The organism is Aeromonas sp. R7-4, assembly GCF_040908055.1.
GTDB classification, from domain to species: Bacteria; Pseudomonadota; Gammaproteobacteria; order Enterobacterales; family Aeromonadaceae; genus Aeromonas; species Aeromonas sanarellii.
The window spans coordinates 256793-268851 of record NZ_JBFODA010000031.1; the positions used below are offsets into that span (position 1 = coordinate 256793).

9 protein-coding genes are annotated in these 12059 nt (G+C 64.4%); 6 read left to right on the forward strand and 3 right to left on the reverse strand.

Annotated elements, in window-relative coordinates; all coding sequences use genetic code 11:
* Nucleotides 1-34: 34 nt before the first annotated feature.
* On the reverse strand, nucleotides 35-1558 hold the full coding sequence (locus tag AB5Y72_RS08625; RefSeq protein ID WP_325781962.1) for an MFS transporter: 1524 nt from the start codon (nucleotides 1556-1558) through the stop codon (nucleotides 35-37).
* A gap of 144 nt (nucleotides 1559-1702) precedes the next feature.
* On the opposite strand from AB5Y72_RS08625, the gene AB5Y72_RS08630 reads away from it, so the two are divergent.
* Nucleotides 1703-2599 (forward strand): LysR family transcriptional regulator, encoded by an 897-nt coding sequence (locus AB5Y72_RS08630; RefSeq protein ID WP_368198871.1) that lies wholly within the window; start codon nucleotides 1703-1705, stop codon nucleotides 2597-2599.
* 193 nt (nucleotides 2600-2792) lie between these two features.
* On the opposite strand, the gene rdgC is transcribed toward AB5Y72_RS08630, so the two are convergent.
* Nucleotides 2793-3704 carry a recombination-associated protein RdgC gene (rdgC, locus tag AB5Y72_RS08635; RefSeq protein ID WP_325781964.1) on the reverse strand — a complete coding sequence of 304 codons (912 nt, stop codon included), beginning with the start codon at nucleotides 3702-3704 and terminating at the stop codon, nucleotides 2793-2795.
* Between the two features lie 179 nt (nucleotides 3705-3883).
* Here rdgC and AB5Y72_RS08640 point away from each other — a divergent pair, with 179 nt between their 5' ends.
* The 4 genes from AB5Y72_RS08640 (at nucleotide 3884) to AB5Y72_RS08655 (ending at nucleotide 9656) form a co-directional block, all read left to right on the forward strand.
* Complete coding sequence (locus tag AB5Y72_RS08640; RefSeq protein WP_325781965.1) at nucleotides 3884-4312, forward strand: GNAT family N-acetyltransferase; 429 nt, start codon at nucleotides 3884-3886, stop codon at nucleotides 4310-4312.
* 100 nt (nucleotides 4313-4412) lie between these two features.
* Nucleotides 4413-5639: an exonuclease SbcCD subunit D C-terminal domain-containing protein gene (locus AB5Y72_RS08645; RefSeq protein ID WP_325781966.1), complete on the forward strand. Its 1227-nt coding sequence runs from the start codon at nucleotides 4413-4415 to the stop codon at nucleotides 5637-5639.
* An 82-nt stretch (nucleotides 5640-5721) separates the two neighbouring features.
* Nucleotides 5722-5904 carry an exonuclease SbcC gene (locus tag AB5Y72_RS08650; RefSeq protein ID WP_203091269.1) on the forward strand — a complete coding sequence of 61 codons (183 nt, stop codon included), beginning with the start codon at nucleotides 5722-5724 and terminating at the stop codon, nucleotides 5902-5904.
* Nucleotides 5901-9656 carry an AAA family ATPase gene (locus AB5Y72_RS08655; RefSeq protein WP_325781968.1) on the forward strand — a complete coding sequence of 1252 codons (3756 nt, stop codon included), beginning with the start codon at nucleotides 5901-5903 and terminating at the stop codon, nucleotides 9654-9656. Before AB5Y72_RS08650 ends, AB5Y72_RS08655 begins: the two co-directional genes overlap by 4 nt.
* Before the next feature lie 254 nt (nucleotides 9657-9910).
* Here the strand turns inward: AB5Y72_RS08655 and AB5Y72_RS08660 are convergent, their stop codons facing one another.
* Entirely contained in the window at nucleotides 9911-10528 is a 618-nt protein-coding gene (locus AB5Y72_RS08660; RefSeq protein WP_042075063.1) for a nitroreductase family protein, read from the reverse strand.
* A 104-nt stretch (nucleotides 10529-10632) separates the two neighbouring features.
* Here AB5Y72_RS08660 and AB5Y72_RS08665 point away from each other — a divergent pair, with 104 nt between their 5' ends.
* The gene (locus AB5Y72_RS08665; protein WP_201972752.1) at nucleotides 10633-12051 is read left to right on the forward strand and encodes an IS66-like element ISUnCu16 family transposase; all 1419 of its coding nucleotides are present in this window, start codon (nucleotides 10633-10635) and stop codon (nucleotides 12049-12051) included.
* Nucleotides 12052-12059: the final 8 nt, after the last annotated feature.

The window sequence follows — 12059 nt, forward strand, 5'->3', positions numbered from 1 at the left end:
AATCTGGGAAGGGGCTGCACCCTGCACCTGACGGCTAGTTGGCTCGCTGCCGGTTCAAGTCATACAGCGGCGCTGGAGTGGCTTCATCCAGAAGCCAGCCCACGACAACGCCAGAGCCAACCGTGACGAGCATCAGCACATAGATCAGCCACTGGAAAGCGTCCCCATAGGCGCGGATCAGAGCCTGGGCACTGTCGTTGGAGACCTGGCTTGCGGCGGCGACATTGCCCATCGCAAGCTGCCGGGCCGTCTCAATGGTTGCCGCTGCGCTGCCTTGCGGCAAGTGCATCTGGATGAACAGCGTCACCAGCGCACCTACGATGGCGATGGCCACGCCTTCGCCCGCCACCCGCGTCGTGCTGAAAATCCCCGTCGCCATGCCAGCGCGCTCCTTCGGCACGACACTGACCGCCAAACCATCCATCAAGCCCCACGGCAGCCCCGTGCCGATGCCGATGACAAGGAGCGGCCCCAGCAGCGATGTGTGAGGATCCGATGGGGTTATCTTGCCGAGCCAGAACAGCCCTGCAGCAGCGACAAATAGCCCCAGTGCCGAGATTTTTCCGGCCGAGGCCCAGCGTGTCAGGCTGGCCGCCAGACTTGGCACGATCAACATCGGAATCGACAAGGCGATCATGCTCATCCCGGCGCTGACCTCGCTCTTGCCCTCAATGCCGATCAGCCGCAACGGGAGCAACACCAGCAAGACCACATAGCAATAGCATGTGGCCACCGGCAGCATCTGCACGCCCAGGAAGCGCGGATACCGAAACAGCGACAGATCCAGCATCGGGCGGGCCGCACGTCTCTCCACGCCAAGAAAAATCCCCAATGACAGGGCGGCGCCCAGCAGCAGCCCCCACGCCTGCCAACTGCCCCAGCCGCTGGCCGGCAATTGCAGAGCCCCCCAGGTGAACAAACCGAGTGCGTCGGTGAAACTGACCGCGCCAGCCCAATCAAAAACCGCCGCATCGGGGTCGCGCGATTCGAGCATCCTGGGCACTCCCAGCAGCAAGGCGAGTGCACCCACGCAGGCACTTGAGAAGAACACCGAACGCCAGCCCAGGTGTTCGATGAGCATGCCCGCCAGGAGCGGGCCGAAAGCCAGTCCCACACCAAAGCTGGTGCCCAGCAGGCTGAACGCTCGCGTGCGCGCCATGCCGTCAAACGCCTGGGCAAGCGCCGCCGACCCGCCTGCCAATGCCGCCGCTGCGGCGATTCCCTGAGCCGCGCGCAGCACATCGAGCCAGAGGATGCTCGGTGCCCAGGCGATGACGATGGAGATGATCACGAAAGCCAGCACTCCGCTGGCAAACACCCGTTTGCGGCCGAAGGTATCGGCCAATGCACCGGCCGTCATCAGGAGGCTGCCGAAGCTCAACATGAACGCATTGGTGATCCAGTTCAGTGCCTGCGGACTGCCCCCGAGATCGCGACCGATCATGGGGGTGGCGACAGTCCCGCCAGTGAAGCTGAGAGGAAGGATCAGGGCCGCCAGGCAGATGGCGGCAAGCAGCGACGCCTGATGGTGGCGAATGACGGTATTGGTGACTTTCATCGGTATCTCTCGGCGCGGCCCGCTGGTTGCAGGGGCCGCATAGGTCATGGGGGATGCATGACATGCCAAAAGATCACCAGTCATTGAAAAACATGGCATTATTCCTTTCTTAAATGACAAAAACTCACTAATTGAACGATGGCGATGGATAGTTTGAGCGGATTGATGGCGTTCGTCCGCGCAGCGGAAGCAAACAGTTTTGTCGCGGCCAGCAAGCGCCTGGGGGTGTCCGCCTCTGCGATCAGCAAGAGTGTGGCACGCCTGGAGGCCGAGCTTGGGGTGCGCTTGTTCAACCGCAGTACTCGGCGCCTGAGCCTGACGGAAGAAGGCGCGCTTTTCTTCGATCGCAGCCAGCGCATCGTCGAAGAGATCGAAGAGGCGGAATCCGAGTTGTCCCGGCTGGCGGGCAGTCCCAGCGGCAAGCTGAAAATCGGCGTGCCGGCCATTGGCTATCGGATGTTGATGCCCGTTCTGCCCGAATTCACCGCCCGGTATCCCGACATCAGACTCGATTTCGACTTCAACGACAGGTTGATCGACGTCATCGCCGAGGGAGTGGATGCCGTCATCCGCAGCGGTGATACCGGCAGTTCCCAGCTCAAGGCTCGTCCCTTGGGCACGTTCCGCTTTGTGGTGGTGGGCGCCCCGCGCTACTTCGCCGAACGCGGCACACCGCAAGCTCCGGCTGACCTCGTGGGCCATGACTGTCTGCGGTACAGGTTCCCGACGACGGGCCAGTTGCAGGGGTGGGGGCTTGGCACCGAGCGGACGAATGTCCCGTGTCTGTCTGTTCCGACCACGCACACGTTCAACAGCGTGGAAGGGCTGATCTACGCCTCGGTGGCTGGGCTGGGAATCGCCTACCTGCCCGATTTCGCCGTCCGTGAGGGCATAGGATCGGGAGCGCTGGTATCCATCCTCGATGACTATGTGGTCGAAGGCGGACAGTTCTCCATCCTCTGGCCTGGCAATCGCTACATGGCGCCCAAACTGAGGGTGTTTGTGGATTTCCTGGTCGACAAGAAGGTGTTGGGCGGGTAAGGGGTGCGGTATTCCGGCAACACGCCCGAGGTGGCGTCCTGAGTGCATCGAGGGAACAGCGAAGGTGCCGGCCTTCCATCGCGCTCTTTGGCTTTGGCGTAGCCCGTCGACATGCCGGGCTGGAGTCATTGAGACATAAAAAAACCGCCATCAGGCGGTTTTTTTATGATGATGTCTGTCGCCTGCGGGCTGACTAGATGGACTGCTCTTCCCCACCCAGGGCGGCGAACAGGGCCGGGATGAACTGGGCCAACTCGGCGGTCACCAGGGCGAAGTCGGCATCCAGGCGGGCGGCGGGATCCTCGCTGGTGACATCGTCGTTCTGCTCGCGCAGCTCCTCGCTGAACTTGAGGCGCTTGATGGAGAGATCGTCGCCGAGCACGAAGCTCAAGGTCTCGCCCCAGTTGAGGGCCAGCTTGGTCACCAGCTTGTCGTTGGCCAGGTGATTCTTGATCTCGTCGCTCATCAGATCCTGCTGCTTGCAGCGGATGATGCCGCCGTGCTCCATGGCGCTGCGCAGCTCCGCCTCGTCCTCCAGGGTGAAGGCGGCGGGCAGGTTGCCCTCGTTGAGCCACTCGGTCATGGTGATCTCGGGCGGGTTCTTCAGGGCCACCGGCACCACAGGCAGGGTGCCGATGGATTTGCGCAAGAGCGCCAGCAGGTCGTCCGCCTTCTTGGCGGAGCCTGCATCCACCACCATCAGGTTGTCGGCGGGGTTGATCCAGGCGAAGGTCTGGCTGGTGCGGCTGAAGGCGCGGGGCAGCAGGGTATGCATGATCTCCTCCTTGAGCGCCTCCTTCTCCTTCTTCTTGAGGGCGCGGCCCTGCTCGAATTCGATCGCCTCTATCTTCTCCGCCAGAATCTCCTTGACCACGGTGCCGGGCAGCATCTTCTCTTCCTTGCGGGCGCAGATGAGGAGGTGGCCAGAGGCGGCGTGGGTCAGGGTGGAGCCGAATTTGCCAAGGGGCTTGACCCACCCGAACCGGGAGATGTCCTGACTGCCGCAGGGGGTGAAGGCACAGGCCTCGAGCTGGGTTTCCAGCTGTTCCACGGTCAGGTCGAAGGGGCGGGTAAAGCGATAAATCTGCAGGTTTTTAAACCACATGGCGTCCTCGGTCTCTAGATTGTCCGGCGGGCATTGTACTAGAGAGGCGCTTTGTGATCAGCCAATCATTCTCGCTAAATAAAGGGCGATCGACCTCACAGGGCCCCACCTTGCTCACCCGCCAGCGCGTCCAACTCCCCTAGACTGCGAGTGTTCAAATTGTTGACAGGGATGCGACTATGTTGAGACAGAGCCGGCCGGAAGACATGGAAGAGATCGTCGAAATCTGGTTGCTGGCCTCCCTGCAGGCCCACGATTTCGTCGACGCTTCCTGCTGGTGGCAGGCACAGGAAGATCTGCGCACCCGCTATCTCGATCACGCCCGCATCTGGGTGTTCGAGGAGCGCGGCGATCTGCTCGGCTTCATGGCCCTGGTGGATGACTATCTGGCCGCCCTCTTCGTGCGCCCCGACCGGCAGGGGCGAGGGGTGGGGCACGCCCTGCTGCAGGAGGCCAAATCCAGGTGCGCCGCACTGCATACCCGGGTCTTCGTGGAGAACGAGCCGGCGGTGCGTTTCTATCGTCGCCACGGCTTTGAAATTGGGGGGGAGGTGCCCGATCCCCTCACCGGCCATCTTCAGTACCAGATGCATTACCAAGCCGTCTGAATCTGACGTCAGCCCCTTTTTGCTTGAAAAAAGAGGGGCCTATCCTCATCTTGTCTGCATCGGGTGCCGCTGGCACCACCTCCATACGAGTCGTTTTTTCATGAAGATCCTGCATACCGCCGACTGGCATCTTGGCCATCAACTCCATGGCCACGACCGCCGCTTCGAACACGATGCCTTCCTCGACTGGCTGGCCGACACCATCAAGACACGGGCAATAGACGCCCTGCTGGTGGCGGGCGATCTGTTCGACACCGCCAACCCCCCTGCCAGCGCCTGGCAGCAGCTCTACCGCTTCCTGGCACGTCTGCGCGCCGAGCACCCGGCTCTGGAGATGGTGCTGATCGGCGGCAACCACGACTCCCCCTCCAAGCTGGATGCCCCCCACGAACTGCTGCGCGCCTTCGACCTGCATCTGGTGGGCAGTATCAGCCGGGACGACGAGGGGCGCCTCGAGACCGAGCGCCTGCTGGTGCCGCTGCGGGGCAAGGACGGCGAGGTGGCCGCCTGGTGCGCCGCCGTGCCGTTTCTGCGCAGCAGCGATCTGCGCCCCGAAGGGCTCAGCGAGGGGCAGGACAGACTGATCGAAGGGGTACGCCAGGTCTATGAGGCTGTGCTGAGCGAGGGGCGAACGCGCTGCAATCCGGATCAGGCCCTCATCGCCATGGGCCACGCCTATCTGGCATCGGGCCAGCTCTCCGAGCTCTCCGAGCGGCGGGTGCTCGGCGGCAACCAGCATGCCCTGCCCGCCGAGCTGTTTGCCGCCGCCGATTACACGGCGCTGGGTCACCTGCACCTGGCCCAGAGCCCGGCCGAGAGGGTGCACTACAGCGGCTCACCGCTGCCGCTTTCGCTGGCCGAAGCGAACTACCACCATCAGGTGCTGGAGGTGACGTTCGAGGGGGGCAAGCTGGCCCGCCTTGAGCGGATCCCGGTGCCCCGCGCGGTGGAGATGATCCGGCTGCCCCAGAGCGGCCTCGACGAGGCGCTCAAGGCCATCGAGGCGCTGGCGCTGCACCCTTGCCCACAAGAAGCACAGCCCTTCCTCGAGGTACGGCTGCTGCTGCCCAAGCCCGAAGCCCGCATCCGCGAGCGCGTGCTGGCCGCCATCGGCGACAAGCCGGTGCGCCTGGCCCGCATCACGACCAGTTATCAGGGCTCGGGCCAGGGGCTGGCGGACGGTGCCGGCCAGCGCCGGCTCGATGAGCTTTCCCCCAGCGAGGTGTTTCGCCTCTGCTATCGGCGTCAGTTCGAGGGTGAGCCGGAGGCCGGGTTGGTTGCATCGTTTGAAGAGATCCTGGAGCAGGTGAAGGAGGCCAATGCATGACAATCTTGACCCCATCCGATGAGAATCTGGGCAGCGCCAAGCTGCCAGCGAAGACAGAGGCACGGATGGAGGAGTGCAACTCATGAAAATCTTGTCGCTGTCAGGGGAGAATCTGGCCAGTCTGACCGGCCCCTTCTCCATCGACTTTGCCGGTGGCGCCCTGGGGGCCGCCGGCCTGTTCGCCATCACCGGCAATACCCGGGCTGATGGGGGCAAGAGCACGCGCGATATCGGGTCGGTATGGATGGAGGTGTGTGGCGTATGAAGATCCTCTCTTTGAGTGGTGAGAACCTTGCCAGCCTGACCGGTCAATTCACCATCGATTTTGCCGGTGGCGCCCTGGGGGCCGCCGGCCTGTTTGCCATCACCGGCAATACCGGCGCCGGCAAGAGCACCCTGCTCGATGCCATCTGTCTGGCGCTCTACGACGAGATGCCGCGCTTCATCGCCAATCGCAAGAACGTGGCCGAAGTGGGCCGCATGGATGACGAGGAGAAGCTCAAGGCCAACGACGTGCGCGGCATCCTCAGCCGCGGCCACGCCAGCGGTTTTGCCGAGGTGCAGTTTCGCGGCTGTGACGGCCGCATCTGGCTGGCCCGCTGGGCGGTACGCCGTGCCCGCAACCGCGCCGAGGGGCGCTTTCAGGCCCAGGAGCGCAGCCTGACCGACGTGGCGTCGGGCCAGGTGTTCAGTGGCAGCAAGCGGGAGCTGCAGGATCGCATCGACGAGCTGGTGGGGCTCTCCTGGGAGCAGTTTCGCCGCGCCGTCATCCTACCCCAGGGGGAGTTTGCCGCCTTCCTCAAGTCGAGCGCCGACGAGCGTTCCGCCCTGCTCGAACGGATGACCGGCACCGAGCTCTACTCCGCCATCTCGATTCAGACCCATGAGCGGGCGCGGGAGGAGCAGCAGAAACTCGCCGCCATCAGCCAGCGGCTCGGCGACGTGGCGCTGATGGACGAGGCGACCCGCGAGCAGTGGGTGAGCCAGCAGGTCAGCCTCGCCACCAGCCTCAAGCACGAGCAGCAACAGCAGCAGCTGCTGCAGGACTTGCGGGATCTCAACGGCCGCATCGCCGCCCAGTTGCAGGCCTGTCAAGAGGGGGAAGCGGCCCTTGCCGCGGCGGAGGCGGCCCACGGTGCGGCCGCCCCGGAGCGCGAGGAATTCGCCCGCGCCGAGCAGGCCCAGGTGGCCCGCGCCGATCACGACGAGCTGGCTCGCCTCACCCTGGAGGTGCAGCAGCAGGAGAAGGCGCTGGCCGAGCTTGGCCCCGAGCTTGGCAAGCTGGAGGAGCAGACCCAGCAGAGCGCCCTCACCGAACAGCAGCTGCTGGCGGAGAAGATCGCCGCCGAGCGCGAGTGGGGCGCCCTGCAACCCGAGCTCAAACGGGCGCAGGAGCTCGATACCCGCATTCGGGAAAAGCAGCAGCAACTGCAGAAGATCCAGCAGGAGGGGGCGCAGGAGCGGGAGGTGCAGCTCACCCTGGAGCAGGGCTGGCGCCAGCAGCGCCAACAGGTGGAGCAGCTCAAGGCCCAGCACCAGCAGTGGGGGGCCTGGCTTGAGGAGCACAAGGAGCTGGCGCCGGTGGCCCGCCAGTGGCAGCCCCTGCTCACCGCTATCCAGGATTGGGCCGAGGATGCCAACAGGCTGCAGCAGCTGCTCACCTTGCGGGATCACAAGCTGCGCGCCCTCAGGCAGGTGCAGCGCCAGTTGGAGCAGGGGCAGCAGGAGCGGGACTACTGGCAGCGCGAGCAGGAGAGACTGCAGCAACAGCAGCACGAGCTGCAGGAGCAGCAGTGGGAGGGGCGCCTGGCCAAGGCGCAGGAGCAGTGGCAAGGGCAGACCGAGCAGCTCGGCCAGCTGCGCCAGCTGCTGGAGCTGGCCGACTATGGCCGCAACCACGGCGAACAGCATGGTCGCCTGCAGCAGGAGATCGCCCAGCTGGAGCAGGCGCTCGGCAAGTTGGCCATCCTCGGCGACGAGCTGGCGCCGGCCCGCGATCGGCTCGCCCTGCAACGGGACGAGGCGCGCCACGCGCTGGAGCAGTCTCGCGCCATCGCCAGTTTCGAGCAGCATCGCCACATCCTGAGCGACGGTGAACCCTGCCCGCTCTGCGGCGCCGAGGAGCACCCCTACCGCCAGAGCCAGCCGCAGGTGGCGGGCATTCTGGGGCAACTGGCGGAGCGCGTCCGCGGCCTCGAGCTCGAGTGGGAGCGGCTCAATCACCAATACATCCAGTGCGAGAGCGAGCGCCAGGAGCTGGCCCGCCAGCTGGCGGTGCGCCAGCAACATCTGCCGGAGCTGGAGACGCGCGCCGAGCAGCTGACCCAGCGCTGGCAACAGCTCGGCGGTGCCGAGCTGCTGGGACATCCGTTGCCGCTGCGTCAGAGCCCGATCGAGTGGAACGAATTGATGAGCATCCTGCTGGGCCGCGGCCAGAGCCTGGAGCAGGGGCTGGCCCGCAGCCAGCAGCAACTGCGCGAAGCCCAGCTCGGTCAGCAGCAGTTGCAGACCGTGCGCCAGCAGCTGAGCCAGCTGGCCAGCCAGCACCAGCAGTTCGAGCAGCAGTGGCAGGAGGCTGACCGCCAGCGCATCGCCCTGGAAGGGGAGATGAAGGCGATGGGCGAGCAGGAAACGACCCTGCGCCAGCGCCTTGAGCAGGGGGGCAGCCGGCTCGACGAGCAGATGGGGGGCCAGCCCTGGCGTCAGTGGCTGGGCAGCCAGCAGTGGCGCGAGTGGCAGCGGGCCTGCGAGGCCTGGCTGCACGGTCAGAGCGAGTGGGAGCGGTTGACCGGCGAGATTGCCAGCCTCACCCCGGCCCTGAGCGCTCAGGAGGCGCGCCTACAGACCCAGCGCGATCTGTTGCACAAGCTCGAGCGCGACTACAAAGAGCATGAACAGCAACGGCAGGGGCTGATCACCAGCCGCGCTGCCTGTCTGGGGGGGGAGGAGATTGCCCTGGTCGAGAGCCGCTGGCAGCAGCGGCTGCAGCAACTGGCGAGCGAGCTGGAGACGATGCAGGGGGCGGCCCGCGCCTTGCGCGAGCGCCAGACCGAGCTCAAGACCCGTCTCAGCCATCTGGAGCAGGAGAAGCAGGTGAGCAGCCGGCGGCGGCGGGAGGTGCTGGGGCGCTGGGCTGCCCACGCCAGCAGCCTCGGCATCGCCGAGTATGACCTGCGCCGCCTGCTGGCCATGAGCCCGGATGAGCTCAAGGCGCGCCGCACCGCCTTGCAGGCGCTGGAGGATGCCCGCGCCGAGGCACGAACCCGCTTGACCGAGCGGCAGCGGGCGCTGGCGCTGGAGGAGAGCAAGCGAGATCGTTACCGCGAGCATCACCCCGAGCTGGCCGCGTTGGCGCCACAGGAGCTCGACAGCCGGTTGACGGCGTTGGAGGCGCACTGCCGCGCCCTCGACGAGCAGTTGTTCCAGTGCAAGAGCACGTTGGCCCAGGCCGAGGCGGCTGCCCTCAAGGCGGGCACCTTGCAGGAGGAGCTGGCCGCCCAGCAGGCGGTGGCGGATCACTGGCAGCGGCTGTCCGATCTCATCGGCTCGGCCAGCGGCGCCAAGCTGCGCACCTTCGCCCAGAGCCTCACGCTGGAGCGGCTGCTGCTGGAGGCCAACGCCCAGCTCGCCGAGCTCTCCCCCCGCTATCGACTGGAGCGGGTGCCCGGCACCGATCTGGCGCTGCAGGTGGTGGATCTCGACATGGGGGACGAGGTGCGCTCGGTGGATTCCCTCTCCGGTGGCGAGAGTTTCCTGGTGTCGCTGGCGCTGGCGCTGGCGCTCTCCAGCCTGTCGTCGCGTCAGACCCAGGTCGAATCGCTGTTCATCGACGAGGGGTTCGGCACGCTCGATCCCGACAGCCTGGATCTGGCGCTCGCCAGCCTCGACTCCCTGCAGGCGGCCGGTCGCCAGATCGGGGTCATCTCCCACGTGCAGACCCTGGTGGAGCGGATCGGCGTGCAGGTGCGGGTGGAGGCCCTCGGCGGCGGTGAAAGCCGGGTGGTGTTGCCCGGATAACGGCGCGTCATCCATGACCATGCATGAACAAGAAGGCCCCTGTGAGGGGGCCGAAAAGACGCAGTCCGGCAAGTCTGGCCTGCGGGCTGTGGATCAGACAGACCATTGGATTGGTCCGAGACCGAGCAATGGAGCCTGGATTGTCGTTCATCAGAGGAGTGGTCAATGGCACCCGAGCGGATCGACAGGGCCCAGATGTTTGTGGCCGTCCCCCGCGCTCTGATGCGGGCCCCCCTGTGTGGATCGTCATGGCATCAAACGATGGACAGCACTTCCGACAGGGCCTTGCGGGGCTTTTGCGGCCAGTTCTTGGTGGCGGGATAACCCACAGCGACGATCATCACGGGTAGCTCGCTCGTCGAGAGTTCAAACGCCCGAGCGACCTGCACAGCATCGAATCCGCTCATGGCGCACGACCCCAGCCCCATCCCCTGTGCCGCCAGCATCAGTGTCATGGCGGCCAGGGAGGCAGAACGGATGGCCTCATCCCGCTGCAGGAGGACATTCCCCTCATGGGCCGTGCTGGCCAGGCTGACCCATCCATCGACCACTTGCTGCGCCATTATGCCGTGTTTCACGCTGGGCTGCAGGGTGGCGGCCAACTGAGAGTGGGCCGCCAGGGTGCCGCAGACGATGAAGGCGACCGAGGCATCCATGATCTTCTGCTGTTCAAAGGCGGCGGCTCTCAGGCGGCGCTTGGCCGCCTCGGACTGCACGGCAATGAATCGCCAGTTCTGCATGTTGTAAGCCGAGGGCGCCTTGGTTGCGAGGCTGATCAGGGATGCAATCACCCCATCCTCCAGAGGGCGGTCTGGCTGAAAGTGATTGATGGAAGTACGAGCGTCAATGATGTTCTGAATGGCTGTCGTCATGTAACGGTTCACCCAGACCAGTTGACAGGTAAAAAATGAGACGATCGTCCGGTGATCCACTATTGCCTCTTGCGTGATCCTGTCAGCTTGGCACCATCAGGGGCATGAGCACATCCATGACCCCACCGGCCGCTTCGCCGCTGACCCTTGAGCAGGCTAATGAACTTATTCAGAAGCTGATGGCGCGCATCGCCGAGCTAGAAGACCGACTCAACCAGCACAGCGGCAATTCCTCCAAGCCTCCTTCCAGTGATGGGCCAGGCTCACCACCACCTGCTCGGCCGCGCCTTGCCTCAGGTAAAAAACGCGGCGCCCAACCGGGCCACAAAGGCGCTCGGCGTGAGCGTCATCCAGCGGATGAACGGCTGACGGTAATACCCCATTACCCTGCCAGACAGTGCGCCTGCTGTGGGGGCAATGTGGTATTTCATGACAAACCCTACCGCGTCCATCAGGTCTTTGACCTGCCCGAGGTCAGCTACAGGGTGACCGAACATCAGCTCTTTAGCGGCACCTGTTGTCATTGCATCGAGACCAGCCCGGCTCCGTTGCCCGAGACGGTGAGCAGCAGCCAGATGGGGACCAACCTGCTGAGCTACATCGCCCTGCAAAGTGGTCTGTTTCACCAGAGCATTAGCCAGATACAACAACAGCTTAAACAGCACTTCGGCCTGAGCTTCAGTCGCGGCGCCATCAGCGAGGCGCAAGGGCGAGTCAGTGCCATGTTGACCCCGACGCACCAGGCCATCAAACAACAAGTGCAATCAGCCTCCTGTATCCATGCCGATGAAACACGGCATCAGCGTGGTGGTGAGCGGCGCTGGATGTGGCTGGCACTGAGCAAGGTGGCCGTCTGTTTCATGACGGCGTTTGGCCGGGGTCAGGATGCGGCCAAACGGCTGCTGGGCTCAGAATTGGATGGCGTGTTGGTGACAGACCAGTACGCAGGATACCGTTTCATCGACAGCAGCCAGCGTCAGCTGTGCTGGGCCCATGTACTGCGCAATGTGGCAGCGATTGCCGACAGCGGCGAAAAGGTCAATCAGCCCATTGGGGCCCGACTGGTGCTTCTCGCAAATAGCGTATTCAGGGTTCGACATGGCTATGAACAAGGCGTGTTGAGCCAGAAACAATATCAGCGAAGGCTTGAGCGATGTCGGCAAAGCTGGCGAAAAGAGCTGGGGCGAGGCAGTTTGCTGTGCAGCAAGCGCTACCGAGGTCGCTGTCGGCTACTGCTCAAGGATGATGAAATGCTGTGGCGTTTTCTGGAAAACGACGAGATAGCCTTGACCAATAATGAGGCGGAACGGGCGCTACGCGGGTATGTGCTGTGGCGCAAGGGGAGCTATGGCGTTTGGTCACATCGGGGAGAGCTGTTTCGGCAGCGCATCTTGTCTTTGATAGAGACAGCCAAGCGGTTAGGTCGCTGTCCGCAGGAATGGCTGAGGGCCGTGGTCGGTGCCTGCATAGAGAAAACAGACTACCCGCTCCCGGAAGAGTTGTTGTCAACATCCTCCCGGTGAACGGTTAC

What these genes read in the sequence shown, in the direction of transcription:
- AB5Y72_RS08625 (WP_325781962.1), bottom strand. Translation starts at nt 1,558, where the DNA reads ATGAAAGTCACCAATACCGTCATTCGCCACCATCAGGCGTCGCTGCTT.
- AB5Y72_RS08630 (WP_368198871.1), top strand. Translation starts at nt 1,703, where the DNA reads ATGGATAGTTTGAGCGGATTGATGGCGTTCGTCCGCGCAGCGGAAGCA.
- rdgC (WP_325781964.1), bottom strand. Translation starts at nt 3,704, where the DNA reads ATGTGGTTTAAAAACCTGCAGATTTATCGCTTTACCCGCCCCTTCGAC.
- AB5Y72_RS08640 (WP_325781965.1), top strand. Translation starts at nt 3,884, where the DNA reads ATGTTGAGACAGAGCCGGCCGGAAGACATGGAAGAGATCGTCGAAATC.
- AB5Y72_RS08645 (WP_325781966.1), top strand. Translation starts at nt 4,413, where the DNA reads ATGAAGATCCTGCATACCGCCGACTGGCATCTTGGCCATCAACTCCAT.
- AB5Y72_RS08650 (WP_203091269.1), top strand. Translation starts at nt 5,722, where the DNA reads ATGAAAATCTTGTCGCTGTCAGGGGAGAATCTGGCCAGTCTGACCGGC.
- AB5Y72_RS08655 (WP_325781968.1), top strand. Translation starts at nt 5,901, where the DNA reads ATGAAGATCCTCTCTTTGAGTGGTGAGAACCTTGCCAGCCTGACCGGT.
- AB5Y72_RS08660 (WP_042075063.1), bottom strand. Translation starts at nt 10,528, where the DNA reads ATGACGACAGCCATTCAGAACATCATTGACGCTCGTACTTCCATCAAT.
- AB5Y72_RS08665 (WP_201972752.1), top strand. Translation starts at nt 10,633, where the DNA reads ATGAGCACATCCATGACCCCACCGGCCGCTTCGCCGCTGACCCTTGAG.